Below are 19,407 nucleotides of genomic sequence, written 5' to 3' on the forward strand. Positions count from 1 at the left end.
TCATAGGCTATTGATTCATTGAAAATAAAACAAGAAGAGAACAGATTTGAATCAAACTTGAAATATTGCTTGATAAGTATTGAATCTTCGATAATTGGCTACAAGATAACAAATTACTCGTAGCCGTGAAAGGAATTATTATGAACACCATTCATGGGACTAATCTGAAAATCCTATTCCGTTTTGTTAATTTGATGTGCGAAAAGGGTACATCTATCTATATGTACGAAGAGATGAGGTGTATGGAGTGAGGGCGAGTAACGAAAAGATTATTATTATTGATTTTGGAAGTCCAATGAATAAGGTATTGACAAGGAAAATCAGAGAATTAAATGTTTATTCTAAACTTGTTCCGCCGTCAATCACTGCAGAAGAAATAAAAAATATGAGACCAAACGGTATTGTTTTGGGTGCAAGCCCTGAGAGTGTTTATACAAACAAATCTCCAAAACCAGATCCGAAGATTTTTGAACTGGATGTACCTATATTAGGTGTATGTTACGGGTTGCAGCTGATTACCCAGTTTTACGGCGGTGTTGTAGATGATACAAAACAAAATGAGTTTGGGATTGTAGAAGTTAAGGCGGACTCTCGAAATAAATTATTTAACGGTTTACCCGTCTACAACACAGCTCATATGAGGCATGGAGATCGAGTGAAAGAAGCGCCACCTGGTTTCTTTTTCTTGCTCATTCACCGGGCTGTCCGATTGCTGCCATTAGCTCTGAGGAAAAACAGATTTTTGGTATTCAATTCCATCCCGAAATGGAAGCAACTAAAAACGGTGATGATCTTTTACGGAATTTTTTATATGATATATGTCGATGTAACGGTCAATGGACGATGAAAAATTTTATGGAAGAAAGTATAGCTGAAATTCGTGAGACGATCAGAGAAGAAAAAGTAATCCTTTCCATTAACGAAGATATCAAATCAATCGTTTTAGCCGTACTTCTTCATAAGGCCATTGGAGACCAATTGGTTGGTTTGTTTATTAATAACGGACTATTGCGAAAAAGTGAACCTGAAGAAACAACAAATGTATTATCACAAAGGTTTAATATGAACATCACAACGTTAGATGAACAGGCTTCTTTCTTTGAAAATTTGAATGAAATCGAAATTGACGAAGAAAAAGAACTTGCCGTAGAAAATCAATTGGTGAATATTGTTCAAAGAGAGGTTAGTCAGCTTAAGACAATTAAATGGTATGCTTCGAATGCTCTGTACGGTGATAAAGATGATGCAAAAGATCTATTTCATCAATCAAGTATGCTAGGGTTAAAAGAACTTAAGCCACTCTGTTGGTTATACAGGCAGGAAGTTGAGGAGCTCGGCAGACACCTCCGGGTACCGGATTATATTTTGGGTAAGCAGCCTATTACACTCGTTGGGTTAGCGGGTAAAGTGAAGGGTAAGGTTACCGAAGAACGTATTCATGTTTTACGTGAAAGTGAAGCCATTTTAAGGTTTGAAGTTTTCCAAGCAGGTTTAGAATACCAATTGGAACAGTTTTATACAGTTTTGTTGCAGCCTGAGTGGGATTTTAGTGGCGAACAATGGACATATCCTATATTGGTTAAAATGATAGAGAAAATAAATTCAACACAAATGATGCGGGCAAAAATACCTGATAATGTTTTAGATCGAATAGCTCGACGAATAGGTAATGAAGTTCCAAAAGTGTCAAATGTATATTATGACATAACGGTTGATCCAGCAGTTGATTCATAAAGGACTACTTCTATAGGTGTAGTGAAGGTTCCAATAGCATATAAATGGCAAAAAACGTGGAGACCATCGTAATTGATGAGCTCCACGTTATTTGTTAAGGATTGGACTGAGAGAATTATAGTTGCCGGTTAAACGTTATTTTTAACTATTCCAAATTAGTCTTTGCTGCAGTGCTTTTAATAACAGTTCTACTATAATAGCAAGTAACGTTACCGGAATAACGCCTTCTAAAATTAAAACCATATCGAACGTTTTTACGCCGTTTACGATTAATACACCAAGACCACCAGCCCCAACAGTTGCTGCTAATGTTGTCGCACTAATGTTTATTACAAGGGCGGTGCGAATTCCTCCTAGAATAACATTTAATGCTAACGGGATTTTTATTTTCCGATAGACTTCTACTTCCGACATTCCCATACCTTTTGCGGCATCAACGATATCTTTAGGTACTTCTTCTATTCCGATGACGACGTTGTACACAATCGGCATTAATATATAAATGACAAGGGCGATGAGTGCTCCTTTAATGCCGTAACCTAAAATAGGAACTGCAAGAGCGAGTAAAGCAGGAGAAGGGAAGGCCTGGCCTAAATTGACTGTTTTTAATAAAAGGGCTTTAAATTCACGGCCGTAACTTGTCGTGATGAAAATACCGATAGCTGTTCCGAGTACAATTGCAATCAAGCTTGATAAGATAACCATCCAGAGATGTTCAAAAAAATAAACAACGAGCAGTGTTCGAGATCCGTTTTCGCTTTTTGAACTGAAAAATTTGTAGAGAATTTGTTCAAATCCTTTTGAATAAATCACGATAACAGTTAAGAGAATTGTAAGAAACGCTGCAACAAAAAGTCCTTTTTTATTCACTGTCATGGACATCACTTCCGGCGATTTGTAATAAAGCATCCCATGAAATGCTGCCGTTAATAAGAGATACTCGCTCTTGACCAGTCGTTAACATTGTTAATAGTACATCTCTCATTGTCGCGTCTTGATGTAGTGGGTTTTCATCTAACTCGAACGGTTCTGCATAATCCACCGCAGGCTTCCGTGACAAAATGGTTAAAATACCTTCTTCTTTAAAGAAGTCTTTTACGAAGTCATTTTTAGGATGAAGAACGATGTTTTCTGGTGTATCAACTTGTACGATCTCGCCCTTATTCATGATACAAATTCGATCTGCAAGCAGCAGTGCCTCATCTGTATCATGTGTAACAAAGACAACGGTTTTTTTCAGTTTTCGTTGAATCTTTCTAAATTCCTTTTGCAATCTTAACCGATTAATTGGATCAACTGCTCCAAATGGTTCATCCATCAGAAGAATCTCCGGGTCAGATGCCATCGCTCGTGCCACACCAATACGTTGAGCCTCTCCGCCTGATAATTGTGCAGGTGTTTTCACTTGGTAAATCGTAGGCTCCAAGCCGACTAAAGCAAGCATGTCAGATACTCGTTTGGCAATTGTATCTTCGTTCCACTTTAACAAACGTGGAACAGTCGCAATATTTTTATAGACGTTCATATGGGGGAACAACCCAATATTTTGAATTACGTATCCGATTGTTTTTCTTAATTGTACACCTTTTAAGTCATCAATATTTTCACCATTAACCGTGATAACCCCATCATTTCTTTCAATCATTTTATTGATTAATCTCAGTAAAGTTGATTTTCCACATCCAGATGGACCGAGTATAACTAAGAACTCAGAAGATTCAACGGTCAAAGAGAGATCATTCACAGCAGTAAAGTCACCATATTTTTTTGTCACGTGTTCGATGTTAATCATAGATTATACCCCCGATTATCTTTTCGATGGTTCGTAAAATATAGTCAAGCAGGATGGTGAAAAATACGATTGGTAGGACACCTAACAAAATTAAATCAGGCGATGCTTCACCAAGACCGAGAAAGACAAATGTTCCCATTCCACCACCGCCGACTAGACCAGCGAGCACAGCTCCACCAATTGTTTGAATAAACGCTATGCGTATACCTGTAAAAATAACCGGAAACGCTAATGGAAGCTCAATCTTTTGTAAAATTTGTCTGTTGCTCATCCCCATGCCGGTTGCTGCTTCAATAACGTTTTGATTAACGGAATGAAAGCCTGTTAATGTATTTCGGCCGATTGGAAGCAATGTGTATAATGTGAGGGCAACATAAGCAGGAGCCCAGCCTATGCCACTAACGCCGATTTGCTCAAAGAAAGGAAGGCTTCCTAAGCCAGCGAGCGGAACAAGTAACACACCAAAAAGAGCAAATGTTGGAATCGTTTCGATAATACTTAATGGAACCATAATTTTATCTTCTAATTTTTTTCTAGAATACGCTAAAAATCCTAGCGGTATTGCTATAAATGCACCGGTAATGACCGAAGCAAACGTAAGAAGTGCATGGATTCTAAGGTGATCATAAAATTGCTCTTTTTTAATTGTGTACTCTTTCACTAATGAGAGATTTGAAAATGCGTCTGTATTCGTAAAGTAATAGAAAAAACCAACAATACTCAATAATCCAATCCATTTTATATATGTATGGTTTTTAATCCGCTCTGTATAAGTCGAAAAAAGCATATATATACAAAATAGTTGCACATAAAAACCTGCTGAAAAACTTATACGCGCGGAAGACTGCCCATCGATCAACGCTTCAACATTGGAAAGTAATAACGAAAATAAAGCGATTATCAAACCTGTTGTTAATATAAATATGATTTTGTTTTTATGCTTTAGTTCAACAAAAGAGAATACGATGAATACCCCCCATACAAGAAGGATTGTTATACCTATATTTCCGAAAATATCGAAACTTGAATATGGTTCTCCAGGTAAAATTCGATTTGGTTTATGTTTTATGAGATTCAAAAAAACAAATGCTGCTGCTCCTATTACGGATAGCAGCAGCAATGTTTTATCTTTAATTGTAATCATTCATCCAACACCTTTTGACTGAATTTAGTTTAAAAATCCTTCTTCTGTCAAGTAGTCTCGCGCGACGTCCTTAGGTGATAATCCGTCTACGATGACATCTTTATTCATTTGTTGTAAGTCTTCTAAGTTAATTGTCGCAAACACATCTTCAACAATGTTCTGAATGTCAGGGTATTCTTCTAAAACTTCTCCTCTGACGACGACAGACGGTTCAAATACAGGCGGAATAGAAAGTGGATCTTCTAATACAACTAAGTTTAAGTCAGGGAGCGATCCATCTGTACCATATACAAGTGATACATTGACATCATCTGTTCCTTGCACAAGTGCACTAATCATCTCAGCTGTGTTTCCGTGTGGAAGCATGATGAGTTGATCCGAATCTAAATTAAACCCGTATTCTTCCTCCATACCTAGCAATCCTAATTCTTTCTCAGCGAAAAGCTGACTCGTGATTAAAGTCACTTCACCGCCATCATTCACATAGTCCGCAAAATCATCTAATGTTTCTAAACCATTCTTTTCTGCAAACTCTTTTTTCACGGCTAACATTTCAGTATTGTTCGCCTCTGCTGGAGCCAACCAGATTAAATCATTGTTTTTTTCGTCATATTTCTTGATGGTTTCATAGCCTTCCGATGCGTCTCTCCACACTTCTTCATCGACATTTTCAGCATAATACTGTCCGTTTCCTGTATAGTCGATTCCAATATCTAATTCAGCTTGTAAGAGTGCGTTTCTATGCACATCAGGCGTTCCGAACTGAACTTTATCTGTTATGTTGTAACCATTTTTCTCAAGGATTAACAGAACCATATTACCTAAGATTCCACCTTCTGTATCAACAAATGAACCTACAACAATTGGATCGTCCGGATTGACTGTTTCTTCATGCGTTTCATCTGAAGAAGAGTTGCAAGCAGTTAGCAGGACAAATATCAATCCTAATGCAATGGTTAATAACGTATTTTTCTTCATATAAACCTCCGATGTTTGATTTTTTGATAACAAAAATTTTATAGGTTGATAATACAAGATTGTGTCTAAATATGCCAGAAAATAGACAATGATCTTAATAATTAGCTTTTCAGTAATAAATGTATCTATTTTCATCTTTAACGGTGAGACTCATGTTTTAGTAATCTCGTAAAGAATCTCCATTTAATAATATCAAGCATAACATACGCCCATTGAGGTTTTGTGTTGCATATTCATAATTTTTCCTGCTATTTGTGAGAGTAAGTGAAGTGTTTCAATTTCACTCTTGCTTGATCATAGTGCGTTAATATCCTATCTGTATTTCATCCTCCACTAATTGAATTTGCATCGCATTAATTTCTGTTTTATATATTGGAACAAGATGTCGAAAAAAACGGAAGGTAAATGCTAGCGGATTATTCTTGTGGTTTATTTAATTGGAGAGTGGGGGAGAGATATCTTAAGATGAGCAACAAGTTATTAAACGAAAAAGCTCAATGTTTAGGTGTCTATTATTAATATTTTGAGCATAAAAAACTGTTTCTGTAAACCTAAGCGAGAGGCTTACAGAAACAGTAAAAATACATTCTCAAAATGTAATTTATTTTTTGATTGTCGCACGATTCTTTTTGGCAGGCTTTTTATTAGGCTTCACTTTTGGAAGAATCTTTGTGCTCGTTACAAGGCTTTCTCTTGACCAAGTCGATTCATCGTTTTTATCATAATTCTCGATGAATTTGATGACTTCTTTGGCAATTGGAGTTGGTGTTGAAGCACCAGCTGTAACGGCAACTTTTTCGCAGCCTTCAAGCCATTCCAATTTGATTTCCGAAACATCGGCAATTCGATATGCTTCTGTATTGGCAAGTTCTTTTGATACTTGTGCCAACCGATTGGAGTTGTTACTCATTGGGTCGCCTACGACTAGTGTTAAGTCCGCATCTTTTGCTTGTTCAGCAACTGCCTCCTGACGAACTTGCGTAGCCATACAAATTTCTTGAACCAATTCTGTTTGTGGATATTTTTCTTGGACGAGAAGCATAATGTCATGTACATCCCACTGACTCATCGTCGTTTGGTTCGTGACAACGATTTTCGAAGTAGGATCGATCGTTAAGTTATCGACATCATCTTCTGTCTGTATTAAATGGACGTGGTCTGGTGCGACACCGACAGCTCCTTCAGGCTCGGGGTGACCTTTTTTACCGATGTATACAATTTCATATCCATCAGCTACTCTGTCACGAATTAAGTCATGTGTTCGAGTTACATCTGGACACGTTGCGTCAAGAACAGTTAACCCTTTATCTTCAGCGACTTTTTTTACTTCTGGTGATACACCATGAGCAGTAAAAACAACCGTTCCTTCATTGATGTCTTTTAATAATTCTAAACGTGATTTTCCACGTTGATCTAACGTAATAATCCCTTCATCCTTGAAAGCGTTAGTGACGTGGCTATTATGAACAATCATCCCAAGAATGTAAATTGGCCGAGGTAGGTTTGGATCCTTTGCGGCATTACTTGCGATGACCATTGCGTCAACCACACCATAACAATAACCTCTAGGGGCTATTTTGATGACTTCCATTGATTGGTTCCTCCTCAAATCGCAATAATATCTCTCTAAACCTATTATAAGGCCTATGAGTAACTTTTACAAAGTGTTAAGTCGTTGGCAATTCATTCTATTGTGATTTATAATAAAAGATGGCAGTTTTAAAGGAGAATTCGTCTTATGACTAAAATGTTTAATGATTATGCACTAAGCGAGAATATGCTTCAAATTATTCACCAATTAGGCTTTAAAAAGCCAACTGAGATCCAACATGAGGTGATCCCTCAGTCGTTCAGTAAACGGAGTATTATTGGACAATCTCAGACAGGTTCTGGGAAAACGCATGCTTATTTAATCCCGTTATTCGAACAAATCGACACAACAGATGCATCTGTACAAAAAATTGTAATCGCACCGACACGTGAGTTGGCGATTCAGATTTTTGATGAAGTCAAAAAAATAATTCATCTCGCAGATGATCAGGTTGGCTGGAATGCCCGGTTGGTCATTGGTGGCACAGATAAAAACCGCGAATTACAAAAAATGAAAAACCAGCCACATTTAATTGTTGGTACGCCTGGAAGAATCCTTGATTTTATGAAGGAGCAGGCAATTAAAACGGCTTCCGTGAACACAGTCGTACTTGATGAAGCTGATTTGACGATCGATTTAGGTTTAATCAATGAAGTAGACCAAATCTTGTATCGATTGAAAGAAGACGTTCAAACGATGATTTTTTCTGCAACGATCCCAAAAGGATTGCAACCGTTACTGAAGCGTTATCTAAATAATCCGCTCCATATTGAAATAGATCACGGTTCGTTTGGACCGGAAAAACTGGAGCACCGTTTAGTCCCATTGCGACACCGAAATCGAGCTGATTTGCTAATCAAAGCTTCGGATTTAATTAATCCATATATCGCATTAGTATTCGTGAATAAGAAAGAAGATGCGGATGAGTTGGCGAATGAATTGATATCGAAAGGCTTTGAAGTTGGTTTAATACACGGTGGGCTAAAGCCGCGAGAGCGTAAACGTATGCTTCAAGAGTTGAAGTCGTTACGTTTTCAATATATTGTGGCGACTGACTTAGCTGCAAGAGGAATTGATATTCCTGGAATTAGTCATGTTTTTAACGCGCAGCTACCACAAGAAATGGATTCGTATATTCACCGTGTAGGCCGTACCGCAAGAGCAGGTCTTGAAGGAACAGCAGTCAGCTTTTATGAAGAAAAAGATTTACCTTTAATTGAAAAATTAGAAGAACGGGGCTTGTCATTCACAAATATGGACATCAAACAAGGTGAATGGGTAGAAGTCAAGGAATGGAATGAACGGAAAAAGCGTGAGAGGAAAGAATCTCAGCTAGACGCACAAGCATGGCAACAAGTCAGAAGAAAGAAAAAAGTGAAACCAGGATATAAAAAGAAAATGAAGTCTGAACAAGAACGAATTAAACAACAAATGAAAAGAGACCAATTTCGGAAAAAGAGAAAATAGTGGAAGGGGAGACGGGAATGATTTTAGGTTCACACGTTTCAATGAGCGGAAAGAAAATGTTATTGGCATCCAGTGAAGAAGCAGTTTCTTATGGATCCAACACATTTATGATTTATACAGGAGCGCCACAAAATACAAGAAGAAAAGCTATTGAGGAATTAAATATTGAGCAAGGCAAAGCTCATATGAAAGAGCATGGAATTAATGAAATCATTGTCCATGCCCCTTATATTATTAATATTGCGAACACAACGAAGCCTGAAACCTTTGAATTAGGTGTCAATTTTTTACGTAGTGAAATCGAACGGACAGAGGCCCTTGGTGCTAAACAAATTGTCTTACACCCAGGAGCTCACGTCGGAGCTGGAGTTGATGTTGGAATCAAGCGAATCATCGAAGGATTAAATGAAGTGCTTGAAAAAGATCAATCCGTTCAAATTGCTTTAGAAACAATGGCTGGAAAAGGTTCAGAGTGTGGTCGTAGCTTTGAAGAACTCGCGAACATTATTGATGGTGTCACACATAATGACCGTTTATCTATTTGCTTTGACACTTGTCACGTTCATGATGCCGGCTATGATATCGTAAATGATTTAGATGGCGTGTTAAAAGAATTTGATGACATTATCGGCTTAAACCGCTTGAAGGTACTTCATATTAACGACAGTAAGAATGAGAGAGGTGCAAGAAAAGACCGACATGAGAATATTGGATTCGGTCACATTGGCTTTGAGGCATTGCACCGTGTCATTCATCTTTCAGAATTTAATGAAGTACCTAAAATATTGGAAACACCATATGTGGGTGAAGATAAAAAGAACCGAAAGCCACCTTACAAATTTGAAATTGACATGTTGAAAAACGGTGCTTTCGATGAAGATTTAAAAGATAAAATTGTTAATCAATAATGGTAAACTATAACAAGTGATCTAAGTTATACTCTTTAGCTAAACTTTCCAATAGTTTCTTCGCATTATTGGCTTCTCGACGGCCTATATTTTGTTCAATATAAGAAAATGTTTTCAATCGATCCTTTTCCGAAAAAGGGTCGATTTTTTTTGTGTGGATGAAGTCGAGTAATTCTTCAGATTGGCTCATAGTAAGCGGAATATTATACCGTTGGCTATATTGAACGATTTCTTTTGGTGAAGTTTGTGCTAACTTCATCCGAACGAGTTGCTTAATCATGGGATCAACCTTTCTGTAGTCATTTCATTTATATATATATGTATGAACAACGAGTATGTCTCATGCGAACCAACCCAATTGTGACGAAAATAATAATTATCATTCATAAAATAACCACTTATACACAGACTAAAGATACGAAATAAAGTGGAGGCATGCAATCATGAAAGATGATCAATATCATAACGAATCAGAATACACTTCTAACCAAGATGATTTCACATCAACCAGTCATGTCAATGAACAAAACACAGACTCGAAACAAGAAGTAGAGTCAATAGATAATTACGATACGGAATTTACTGCGGATGCACCAGCAATCAATCCTCACGAATCAAGTCGTTCAGAAGTAAGGAAATATGATAAAAGAACGAATATGAAAGTACGTGCTCAGCACGGATGGGGATGGTTAGCACTTAGCGTAGCGGTGATTTCGTTCTTTATATGGACGATATTTTTCGCAATAATCGGAGCGGTATTAGGCGTATATGCAATCCGGAAAAACAGTTTGATATTGGGAAATGCAGCCATCGTATTATCAATGTTTGCAGTTATATTTCGATTGATGATCAATCCGATTATTTAAAATTGAAATCAAGAAAAAAGCCGGTAACGAGATACTATTCTCATAACCGGCTTTGTCATAGTTGAATTACGTGTTTAGCTTTTGTTTTTCTTCTTCTTGTTTTCGATAATGTTCTTCAGCAAGAATATCGATTTCCTTTTTCAATTCTTCGACCATTGTTTCTTCAGGAACTTTACGAACAGTTTTTCCGTGACGGAATAGTAAACCTTCACCCCGTGCTCCTGCAATACCTATATCTGCTTCTTTCGCTTCACCTGGCCCGTTTACAGCGCAACCAAGTACAGAAACTTTAATAGGAGCATGGATCTTTTGAATGTATTCTTCAACTTCGTTCGCAATTGAAATTAAGTCGATTTCGATTCTTCCACAAGTAGGGCATGAAACCAATGTTGCGGCATTTGCAGCTAAGCCAAATGATTTCAACAATTCTTTCGCTACCTTAACTTCTTGTACAGGGTCAGCACTTAGAGAAATTCGAAGTGTACTTCCGATCCCTTTGTTTAAAATAACACCAAGACCTGCTGCACTTTTTACAGAACCAGCAAAAAATGTACCTGATTCAGTGATACCAAGGTGAAGCGGATACTGAATTTGCTTAGCAGCTTCTTCATATGCTTCAATCGCTAAGTTAACATCAGATGCTTTCAATGAAACGACAATGTCGTAGAAGTCTAGATCTTCGAGTATTTTAATATGCTCAAGCGCACTTTCAACCATTGCTTCTGCTGTAGGGTATCCATATTTCTCTAGCAAGTGTCTTTCTAATGATCCCGCGTTGACTCCAATTCGAATTGGAATTCCTTTTTCTTTCGCTGCGTTTACGACAGCTTCAACACGTTCTCTTTTACCGATATTACCAGGGTTAATACGGATTTTGTCCGCGCCGCCTTCAATCGCTTTCAGTGCGAGACGGTAATCAAAGTGTATATCAACGACAAGCGGTATATTAATTTGCTTCTTGATCTCTGGAAGTGCATTTGCTGCACGTTCATCTGGACATGCAACACGAACGATTTGACAACCAGCATCTTCCAACCGGTGAATTTCTGCAACAGTAGCTTCAACGTCGTGTGTTTTTGTTGTCGTCATGGATTGAATAATGACTTCGTCTGTTCCACCGATGACAACATCTCCTACACGAACAGGTCTCGTATCCTTACGGTGTGTAATAGCAGTCATGCTACAACTCTCCTTTAATCTTTAGAAAAATAAATATCCAATATAGATAATAACACAAATTCGGTTCCAATTGCCATATTAACACTTGATAAAACGTATTGGTTTCAATATTAGTTTATTTCTACAATATTATTATATAAAATAAAGAGAAGAATAAAAATATTTAGTCATGTAGAAATGCGGGGGAGAGAAATGCTTTTAGATCATAATTTTTTCGTGTTTTTAATTCCTTTTTTAGGGTTGTTTTTCTTGTTTGGTGAGCTTTTTGTAAAAATTAAAGGTGTAGGAGCAATTTTAGGACTTGGATTTATAGCGTATTACTTTTCTTTTTATCTGGACTCTTTACAATTACTGATCATTACTGCAGTTTTCTTGGTAGGACTTGGGTTAGTAGTCTTAGACGGAAAGTTAATTAATGATGGTACATTGGGTGTTATTGGTTTATTACTGATGATTTTTATAATCGGTTATACTGCACCAGGTTGGATAGCATCTTTTTATAGTTCTGCGGGTGTTTTATTAGGTAGTTTAAGTAGCTTGTTTTTATTAAAAGTATTTCCGAAAAGGAATATGTGGTCAAAAATTGCTTTGAAAGATCAGCTGACGAGTGAAGCGGGGTACAATTCATTAAATGACGAATATAAAAGCTTGCTCGGAGAAAGAGGCATTACAAAAACGGTTTTGCGACCGACGGGAACGATTGTAGTAAATGAAGAAAAATACAGTGCAGTTTCTGAAGGAAAGTGGATTGAAATGGATAAAAAGGTTGAGATTGTGCAAATTGAGGGAACAAGGATTGTAGTTAAAGAGGTCGACCGATCTACAGAATAATTTACCATTATTCTCGATTGTAAAGATTGTGTAAATTTTTCACCTTAACCGTTTACAATAAACGACTTTGTTCTACATAATGTGAAAGGGTTATTAAATAAACAGAGGTGAAATCAATGGGAGATGTATCTGTTCAAGAAATGATATTCCTATTCATTGGTGGATTAGGAATTTTTCTATTCGGAATTAAATATATGGGGGATGGCCTCCAAAAGTCCGCCGGCGATAAACTAAGAGAAATTTTAGATCGCTTTACAACGAACCCATTTATGGGAGTTCTCGCCGGTATAGTCGTTACCGTATTAATACAAACGAGTACAGGAACAACTGTGTTAACGATTGGTTTGGTTAACGCGGGATTTATGACCCTTAGACAGGCAATAGGAGTCATTATGGGGGCTAATATCGGTACAACGGTCACTGCGTTCATTATCGGTATTGATATCTCTGCATATGCACTTCCGATAATTGCAGTAGGTACATTATTACTATTTTTCTTTAAAAATAATCGGATTAATTATTTGGGACAAGTTTTCTTTGGTTTTGGTGCGTTGTTTTATGGTCTCGAACTAATGGGTGAAGGTATGAAACCACTTCGAACTTTAGATACCTTCCAAGAATTAACTGTTTCGATGAGTGAAATACCACTACTAGGAGTGTTAGTCGGAACAATCTTTACAGTCATCGTGCAAAGTTCTTCTGCAACGATCGGTATTTTACAATCGTTACATGCAGAAGGCGCGATTGAGTTAGCAGCTGCATTACCTGTATTGTTTGGTGACAACATCGGTACTACCATTACAGCAGTTATTGCAGCAATTGGTGCCAGTGTAGCAGCTAAACGAGCGGCCGCAACGCATGTTATTTTTAACCTAGTCGGGGCAATACTCTTTTTAATAATTTTGGCTCCATTTACAAGCTTAATCTCTTGGATGCAAGAAGTGCTGGCATTGGAACCGAAAATGACCATCGCATTTGCCCACGGTACGTTTAATATTACGAATACGATTATTCAGTTTCCGTTCATCGCTTTATTAGCTGTGCTTGTAACGAAAATTGTTCCTGGTGAGGATCAAGTCATTGATTATAAACCAAAACACTTGGATCCGATATTTATTGCACAATCACCTTCTGTAGCGATTAACCAAGCGAAACAAGAAACGTTGCGTATGGGCGAACTAGCTGTACAAGGATTGCAAGAGACAAGAGACTACGTGAATACAAACAGTGGAAAACACTCAGAGATGGCTTATCAATTCGAACACGCGATTAATGACTTGGATAAGAAGATCACGAACTATCTTGTACAAATTTCTAGTGCATCGATTACTGAAGCGGATAGTACGTTACACTCCAGTATCGTGAATATTGTCCGCGATATCGAACGGATAGGGGACCACTTTGAAAACGTTCTTGAGCTAAATGAGTATAAACTCACGAATAAAGTCATTATTACTGAAGATGCGATGCAAGACTTAAATGAAATGCTCAATTTAACTATTTCAACAGTTTCACAAGCTTTGGAAGCATTCGAAACAATGGACGTCGAACTAGCCGATGCTGTAATGGCGAAAGAAAATGAAATTGACAATATGGAAAAAGTTTATCGAAAAAATCATATTTTACGTCTGAATAAAGGCATATGTAATGGAACAGCAGGGATTGTATTCGTCGATATGATTAGTAACTTAGAACGAATTGGAGATCATGCATCAAACGTAGCGCAAGAAGTTAAAAACAATCATTAATAAATATTTATTATAACCGCTTTCTAACATAGAGAGCGGTTATAATTTTCATAAGTTTTGGCAAGTTATTGGATGTAGATTAACGGTTCTAAATGGCTGGTTTGACAAGTTTTGTTCTATTTTTAACCTTTTTATATCATCCAATAAAATTTTAAAAGAAAACTTTATGGAGATAGGATTGACAATCATGAAGGAACATGATAAATTATATTTCGTCGTCGAAAATTGCGAAGTGAACGAAATAAGATAGACGAACACGGAGCATATTAAGCAAAGCGTGTACCACGTAAAAATTACTTTATTATATTCCAGCGTAGCTCAGTGGTAGAGCAGTTGGCTGTTAACCAATTGGTCGCAGGTTCGAATCCTGCCGCTGGAGCCATATGGCGGCGTAGCTCAGCTGGCGAGAGCGTACGGTTCATACCCGTAAGGTCGTGGGTTCGACTCCCTCCGCCGCTATTTTTTATGAATTAAACATTTTACATATGGCGGTCGTGGCGAAGTGGTTAACGCACCGGATTGTGGCTCCGGCATTCGTGGGTTCGATTCCCACCGGTCGCCCCATTAAATACTTAGGACCCTTAGCTCAGCTGGTTAGAGCTATCGGCTCATAACCGATCGGTCGCAGGTTCGAGTCCTGCAGGGTCCACCATTTACTCTTCGGAGGAGTACCCAAGTTCGGCTGAAGGGAGCGGTCTTGAAAACCGCCAGGGGCTTTGCGGCCCGCGGGGGTTCGAATCCCTCCTCCTCCGCCATACATAAAATAATTACTCTAAAAGTCAGACGACTTTTAGAGTTTTTGTTTTTTAACATGAATATAAGCTATTATGCGAGGAAATTTTATAAATAATATTATTAATCATATCTATTTATTTCGGGTTACTAAATTGTTATACTGATACTTAATTTGCGAAGATAGAAGGAAGGTTCACCATGACAGATGAAGAAAGAAGTAAAATCAAAAAAGTTCCCTTGATGATTGCGTTATTATCTGGAGCTTTTGTAGCGATTTTAAATCAAACGTTACTAGGTACGGCGCTACCATATATAATGAGGGACTTAGAGATTGATCCAAATTTAGGTCAATGGCTTCAATCAATTTTCATGCTCGTTAATGGGATTATGATTCCTGTTACTGCTTTTTTGATTGAACGATTTACAACTCGTGGACTCTTTTTGACAGCAATGGGTCTTTTTGCGTTCGGGTCCTTATTATGTGCGATTGCCCCTAGTTTCGAAATTCTCCTAGTCGGCCGTGTATTTCAGGCTTCGGGCGCTGGAATTATCATGCCGTTGATGCAAACGATTCTCTTTTTGATCTTTCCGATTGATAAACGAGGAAAAGCGATGGGGTATTTTGGTTTGATTATCGCTTTTGCACCAGCAATCGGTCCAACGTTATCCGGTTATCTTGTTGAAAATCATCACTGGAGTATTTTGTTTTATATTGTCTTACCAATAGCGATCTTCGATATGATTGTTGCTTATTTTATTTTAAAGAACATAACGAAACAAACATATCCATCTGTTCATATACCATCAATCATTTTATCTACACTTGGATTTGGTGGATTACTTTATGGTTTCAGTGTAGCAGGGGATGCTGGTTGGCTAGCGACAGAAACCGTTATTTCTATATTAGTAGGTTCAATCACTTTATTCCTTTTCATTCGTTTGCAATTACGAATGGAAACGCCAATCTTGGAGTTTCGAATCTTTAAATTTAAAACATTTACGATTGCGACAGTAATTGGTATGGTTTCATTTATGTCAATGATCGGCGGAGCAATCATACTGCCAATTTTTATGCAAGATATGCTTGGCTTTTCTCCATTGGAATCAGGTCTCATGTTAATGCCTGGGGCAGTTTTAATGGGACTAATGAATCCTGTGACAGGAACGTTATTTGATAAGTTTGGACCACGTTGGTTACTGATTATCGGTTCATTGGGCCTCTTTCTGACAACATTGTTATTTACAAATTTAGACGAGTCGACATCGTTTTTATATTTAACGGTGTCAAATACGTTGCGGATGCTTTCTATTGCGATGATTATGATGCCTTCAACAACAGCTGGTCTGAATGTGTTACCTGAGAAATATTTGCCACATGGTACGGCAATGAATAATACGTTCCGTCAAATATCAGGTGCGGTAGGAACAGCATTGCTCGTTTCCGTTATGACACATCAAATTACACAGAATGCTGGTGTCGCGGGTGAAATTAATGGTGTAGTTGTGTCCTTCTACGTTGCAGCGATAATCTCTATAATAGGATTTATCTTGTCGTTATTTATCAATAATCAATCTGATCGTGCATCAGTGTAAACATTTAACAGATCTCTATGAGTTATATACTCTATTGGGGTCTGTTTTTGTATTTTTTCCTCATGCGTGCTTTTGGAAAATAATAATAGTTGCTTTGTTTTAAAGATACTGCGAAAAGAGTAGAGCTGATTATTTAAAAACTACTAATTACAAGACGCATTTTTAAAATAATGTAATTTTTCTTCGTTTCTGCAAAATGACAATTCATTCACAAATATTACAAAATAAAGCCATATAACCATCATAGATGTAAGCTTTAGTCAAGAACAGATAGGGTATAATAGTAATTGTGAGATAATATTACTCGATGGGGGGAGAAATATGTTATTTGATGATCCGGTATTTGGAAGTAGAATGCTTACCATGTTGACGCTAAGCTTTCATATTATCTTTGCGACGATTGGTGTTGGCGTACCTTTAATGATTATGATTGCACAGTGGATCGGCATAAAACGAAATGATCCTCATTATCTATTAATGGCAAGAAGATGGGCCAAAGGATTTGTTGTAACTGTAGCTGTAGGTGTAGTTACAGGAACGGCGATTGGCTTGCAATTAAGTCTTCTTTGGCCAAGGTTCATGGAATTAGCCGGGCATGTGATTGCCTTACCTTTATTCATGGAAGTATTCGCTTTTTTCTTCGAAGCAATATTCTTAGGTATATATCTATATACTTGGGATCGCTTTGAAAACCCTAAAAAACATTTATTATTACTCGTTCCAGTTGCCATCGGAGCTGCAATGTCAGCATTCTTTATAACAACGGTCAATGCGTTTATGAATATGCCAGAAGGATTTGAAATCGTTAATGGACAATTGACGAGCGTGAATCCATTGATGGCAATGTTCAACCTTGCGACATGGACAAAAGTGACTCACGTTGTCGCAACTGCGTTCATGACTTCAGCATTTATTCTAGCTTCAATCGCGGCCTTTCATTTATTGCGTGGTTCTAAACAAACGTACCATAAAAAAGGGTTACATTTGACGATGAAGGTCGGTTTAGTATTTGCTATCGCATCAGCATTGCTCGGGGACTTTTCTGGTAAATATTTAGCAGAGCACCAACCAGAGAAGTTAGCGGCAGCAGAATGGCATTTTGAAACAGAAACAGAGGCCCCTCTAATATACATGGGTATATTGGATGACGATCAAAACGTCCGCTATGCACTGGAGATTCCATATGCATTAAGCATTTTGGCGTTTAATAATCCGTCTGCTGAAGTGATTGGATTGAATGAATTTCCAGAAGAAGAGCAACCACCTTTGTTTATTCACTATTTCTTTGACATTATGATTACGATTGGCTCATTGATGATTTTCTTAGGGTTGATCTATGTCATTGGAACGCGGTACAACTGGAATTGGATCCGACAAAAATGGTTTCGTTTTTGTATTTTGCTAGGTGGTCCTTTGTCTATGATAGCGATCGAATCAGGATGGTGGCTAGCTGAATTTGGAAGACAGCCATGGATCTTAAGAGGTTTTATGACTGTTGACCAAGCGGCAACACAAAGTGATCATGTCGGATTGATGTTCGTTTTGTTTGCGATTCTGTACCTAGTACTAGGTATCGGTGTCGTCGTTGTGCTCACGCGTATGTTTAAACAAAACCCAGTAGAAAAAGATCTAGCATCATTACAAGGTGGTGAGGGTCGATGAGCTATGAGATTTTAGGAATGGCGGTTTTATGGACATTTTTATTTGGATATGTGATGATCGCCTCCATAGATTTCGGTGCAGGTTTTTTCAATGCATACAGTAAATTAACCGGGAAAGAGCATATATTAACAAAGGTTATTCAGCGGTATCTTTCGCCTGTTTGGGAAATCACGAACGTCTTTCTAGTGTTTTTCTTCGTAGGCATTGTCGGTTTTTTCCCATCAACTGCTTATTATTATGGAAGTGTTTTGTTAGTGCCAGTCAGTATCGCACTGATCTTACTAGCAATACGCGGTTCGTACTATGCTTTCGAAACCTATGGACCAACAGGACATAATGGATATGCATTTATGTACGGGGTGTCAGGTTTACTATTTCCAGCATCTCTTTCTGTCGTTTTCGCTATTTCAGAAGGAGGATTTATTGAAATAACTGACTCTGGACCTATCTTGGACTATTGGTCATTATTTACAAGTCCATTGACGTGGAGTATCGTCGTTCTAGCCGTAGTGGCTGTATTGTATATTTCAGCCGTCTTCCTAACGTGGTATGCAGATAAAGCTGGAGACACCAATGCTACCAACTTGATGCGAAAATACGCATTAATCTGGGCTGTGCCTTTAATTATTACTGCTGGTGGGATTATATATGAACTACGCTGGCATAATCCTGATCATTTAGAATTGATCATTGACTTATGGTGGATGTTTGCCATTTCCTTTATATTCTTTATTGGTTCTGTATATTTTCTTATCAAAAAGAAAAATTATGGCTGGTCAGTAACGCTGTTATTCGGACAATTCGCGTTTGCTTTTTACGCTTACGGTATTTCGAAGTATCCGTATTTACTTTATCCTCACTTGACAGTTCATGATGGATTTACAAATGATACAATGGCGATATCATTAATCATCGTATTCATTTTGGGCTTTGTCATGCTCGTTCCATCATTGTATTTAGTGTTTAGGTTATTCTTATTTGATAAAAGATATATTCAAGGAGATAAATAGTTGAGGTGATTCATATGGAAGAACTACTAATTATTTATGCACCACCGATTGTGTTAATCGGATCAATTTTTTTAGCTTTTTGGGTCGCGTCAAAAGAGAGTCCTTCTTTATATGACGATGAATAATAACTATAAATAATAGACAAATAAAAACAAAACCCTAGTTAGTG

17 protein-coding genes, 5 tRNA genes and 1 pseudogene are annotated in these 19,407 nt (G+C 37.6%); 16 read left to right on the plus strand and 7 right to left on the minus strand.

Going from position 1 to position 19,407, the window contains the following annotated elements; all coding sequences use genetic code 11:
• Positions 1–295: 295 nt before the first annotated feature.
• Both KC820_RS09365 and KC820_RS09370 read left to right on the plus strand, forming a co-directional pair.
• A pseudogene (locus KC820_RS09365) lies at positions 296–756 on the plus strand (glutamine amidotransferase-related protein); the annotation flags it as partial.
• A gap of 87 nt (positions 757–843) precedes the next feature.
• Entirely contained in the window at positions 844–1,734 is an 891-nt protein-coding gene (locus KC820_RS09370; RefSeq protein ID WP_212370466.1) for a GMP synthase (glutamine-hydrolyzing), read from the plus strand.
• Between the two features lie 141 nt (positions 1,735–1,875).
• Here KC820_RS09370 and KC820_RS09375 read toward each other — a convergent pair whose 3' ends face one another.
• The 5 genes from KC820_RS09375 to KC820_RS09395 all read right to left on the minus strand — a co-directional run bounded on the left by KC820_RS09375 (position 1,876) and on the right by KC820_RS09395 (position 7,239).
• Complete coding sequence (locus KC820_RS09375) at positions 1,876–2,610, minus strand: ABC transporter permease (protein WP_186279502.1); 735 nt, start codon at positions 2,608–2,610, stop codon at positions 1,876–1,878.
• The gene (locus KC820_RS09380; RefSeq protein WP_144087478.1) at positions 2,597–3,526 is read right to left on the minus strand and encodes an ABC transporter ATP-binding protein; all 930 of its coding nucleotides are present in this window, start codon (positions 3,524–3,526) and stop codon (positions 2,597–2,599) included. Before KC820_RS09380 ends, KC820_RS09375 begins: the two co-directional genes overlap by 14 nt.
• Positions 3,519–4,670, minus strand: coding sequence for an ABC transporter permease (locus KC820_RS09385; protein ID WP_212370468.1), 1,152 nt, complete (start codon positions 4,668–4,670; stop codon positions 3,519–3,521). The genes KC820_RS09380 and KC820_RS09385 overlap by 8 nt, the downstream gene beginning before the upstream one ends.
• Before the next feature lie 24 nt (positions 4,671–4,694).
• On the minus strand, positions 4,695–5,648 hold the full coding sequence (locus tag KC820_RS09390; RefSeq protein ID WP_212370470.1) for a glycine betaine ABC transporter substrate-binding protein: 954 nt from the start codon (positions 5,646–5,648) through the stop codon (positions 4,695–4,697).
• A gap of 601 nt (positions 5,649–6,249) precedes the next feature.
• Positions 6,250–7,239: a 4-hydroxy-3-methylbut-2-enyl diphosphate reductase gene (locus tag KC820_RS09395; RefSeq protein WP_144087475.1), complete on the minus strand. Its 990-nt coding sequence runs from the start codon at positions 7,237–7,239 to the stop codon at positions 6,250–6,252.
• Positions 7,240–7,386: 147 nt separating this feature from the next.
• Here KC820_RS09395 and KC820_RS09400 point away from each other — a divergent pair, with 147 nt between their 5' ends.
• Both KC820_RS09400 and KC820_RS09405 read left to right on the plus strand, forming a co-directional pair.
• The gene (locus tag KC820_RS09400) at positions 7,387–8,706 is read left to right on the plus strand and encodes a DEAD/DEAH box helicase (protein WP_212370473.1); all 1,320 of its coding nucleotides are present in this window, start codon (positions 7,387–7,389) and stop codon (positions 8,704–8,706) included.
• Between the two features lie 17 nt (positions 8,707–8,723).
• The gene (locus KC820_RS09405; RefSeq protein ID WP_212370474.1) at positions 8,724–9,614 is read left to right on the plus strand and encodes a deoxyribonuclease IV; all 891 of its coding nucleotides are present in this window, start codon (positions 8,724–8,726) and stop codon (positions 9,612–9,614) included.
• Positions 9,615–9,621: 7 nt separating this feature from the next.
• Here KC820_RS09405 and KC820_RS09410 read toward each other — a convergent pair whose 3' ends face one another.
• Positions 9,622–9,894, minus strand: coding sequence for a DUF2624 family protein (locus KC820_RS09410; protein ID WP_212370476.1), 273 nt, complete (start codon positions 9,892–9,894; stop codon positions 9,622–9,624).
• Positions 9,895–10,057: 163 nt separating this feature from the next.
• Between KC820_RS09410 and KC820_RS09415 the strand changes: the two genes are divergently transcribed.
• Positions 10,058–10,480, plus strand: a complete 423-nt coding sequence (locus KC820_RS09415; protein ID WP_212370477.1) for a DUF2306 domain-containing protein — start codon at positions 10,058–10,060, stop codon at positions 10,478–10,480.
• Positions 10,481–10,546: 66 nt separating this feature from the next.
• On the opposite strand, the gene ispG is transcribed toward KC820_RS09415, so the two are convergent.
• Complete coding sequence (gene ispG, locus KC820_RS09420; RefSeq protein WP_212370478.1) at positions 10,547–11,659, minus strand: flavodoxin-dependent (E)-4-hydroxy-3-methylbut-2-enyl-diphosphate synthase; 1,113 nt, start codon at positions 11,657–11,659, stop codon at positions 10,547–10,549.
• Between the two features lie 192 nt (positions 11,660–11,851).
• On the opposite strand from ispG, the gene KC820_RS09425 reads away from it, so the two are divergent.
• From KC820_RS09425 to cydS, 11 genes are all read left to right on the plus strand, one after another.
• Positions 11,852–12,490 (plus strand): NfeD family protein, encoded by a 639-nt coding sequence (locus tag KC820_RS09425; protein ID WP_144087469.1) that lies wholly within the window; start codon positions 11,852–11,854, stop codon positions 12,488–12,490.
• 116 nt (positions 12,491–12,606) lie between these two features.
• The gene (locus KC820_RS09430; RefSeq protein ID WP_212370482.1) at positions 12,607–14,238 is read left to right on the plus strand and encodes a Na/Pi cotransporter family protein; all 1,632 of its coding nucleotides are present in this window, start codon (positions 12,607–12,609) and stop codon (positions 14,236–14,238) included.
• A 307-nt stretch (positions 14,239–14,545) separates the two neighbouring features.
• Positions 14,546–14,620 (plus strand) — tRNA-Asn (locus KC820_RS09435).
• Positions 14,621–14,623: 3 nt separating this feature from the next.
• Positions 14,624–14,697: transfer RNA gene (locus KC820_RS09440), tRNA-Met, on the plus strand.
• 29 nt (positions 14,698–14,726) lie between these two features.
• Positions 14,727–14,802: transfer RNA gene (locus KC820_RS09445), tRNA-His, on the plus strand.
• Positions 14,803–14,813: 11 nt separating this feature from the next.
• A tRNA-Ile gene (locus KC820_RS09450) sits at positions 14,814–14,890 on the plus strand.
• Positions 14,891–14,900: 10 nt separating this feature from the next.
• Positions 14,901–14,993 (plus strand) — tRNA-Ser (locus tag KC820_RS09455).
• A 178-nt stretch (positions 14,994–15,171) separates the two neighbouring features.
• Complete coding sequence (locus KC820_RS09460) at positions 15,172–16,566, plus strand: MDR family MFS transporter (protein ID WP_212370484.1); 1,395 nt, start codon at positions 15,172–15,174, stop codon at positions 16,564–16,566.
• Positions 16,567–16,887: 321 nt separating this feature from the next.
• Positions 16,888–18,228, plus strand: coding sequence for a cytochrome ubiquinol oxidase subunit I (locus KC820_RS09465; protein WP_144158396.1), 1,341 nt, complete (start codon positions 16,888–16,890; stop codon positions 18,226–18,228).
• Positions 18,225–19,238 carry a cytochrome d ubiquinol oxidase subunit II gene (locus KC820_RS09470; protein ID WP_212370486.1) on the plus strand — a complete coding sequence of 338 codons (1,014 nt, stop codon included), beginning with the start codon at positions 18,225–18,227 and terminating at the stop codon, positions 19,236–19,238. Before KC820_RS09465 ends, KC820_RS09470 begins: the two co-directional genes overlap by 4 nt.
• A gap of 14 nt (positions 19,239–19,252) precedes the next feature.
• Positions 19,253–19,363, plus strand: coding sequence for a cytochrome bd oxidase small subunit CydS family protein (gene cydS / locus KC820_RS13680; protein ID WP_377862675.1), 111 nt, complete (start codon positions 19,253–19,255; stop codon positions 19,361–19,363).
• Positions 19,364–19,407 lie beyond the last annotated feature (44 nt).

It is taken from the genome of Allobacillus saliphilus, from assembly GCF_018138385.1.
Taxonomy (GTDB): Bacteria; Bacillota; Bacilli; order Bacillales; family Alkalibacillaceae; genus Allobacillus; species Allobacillus saliphilus.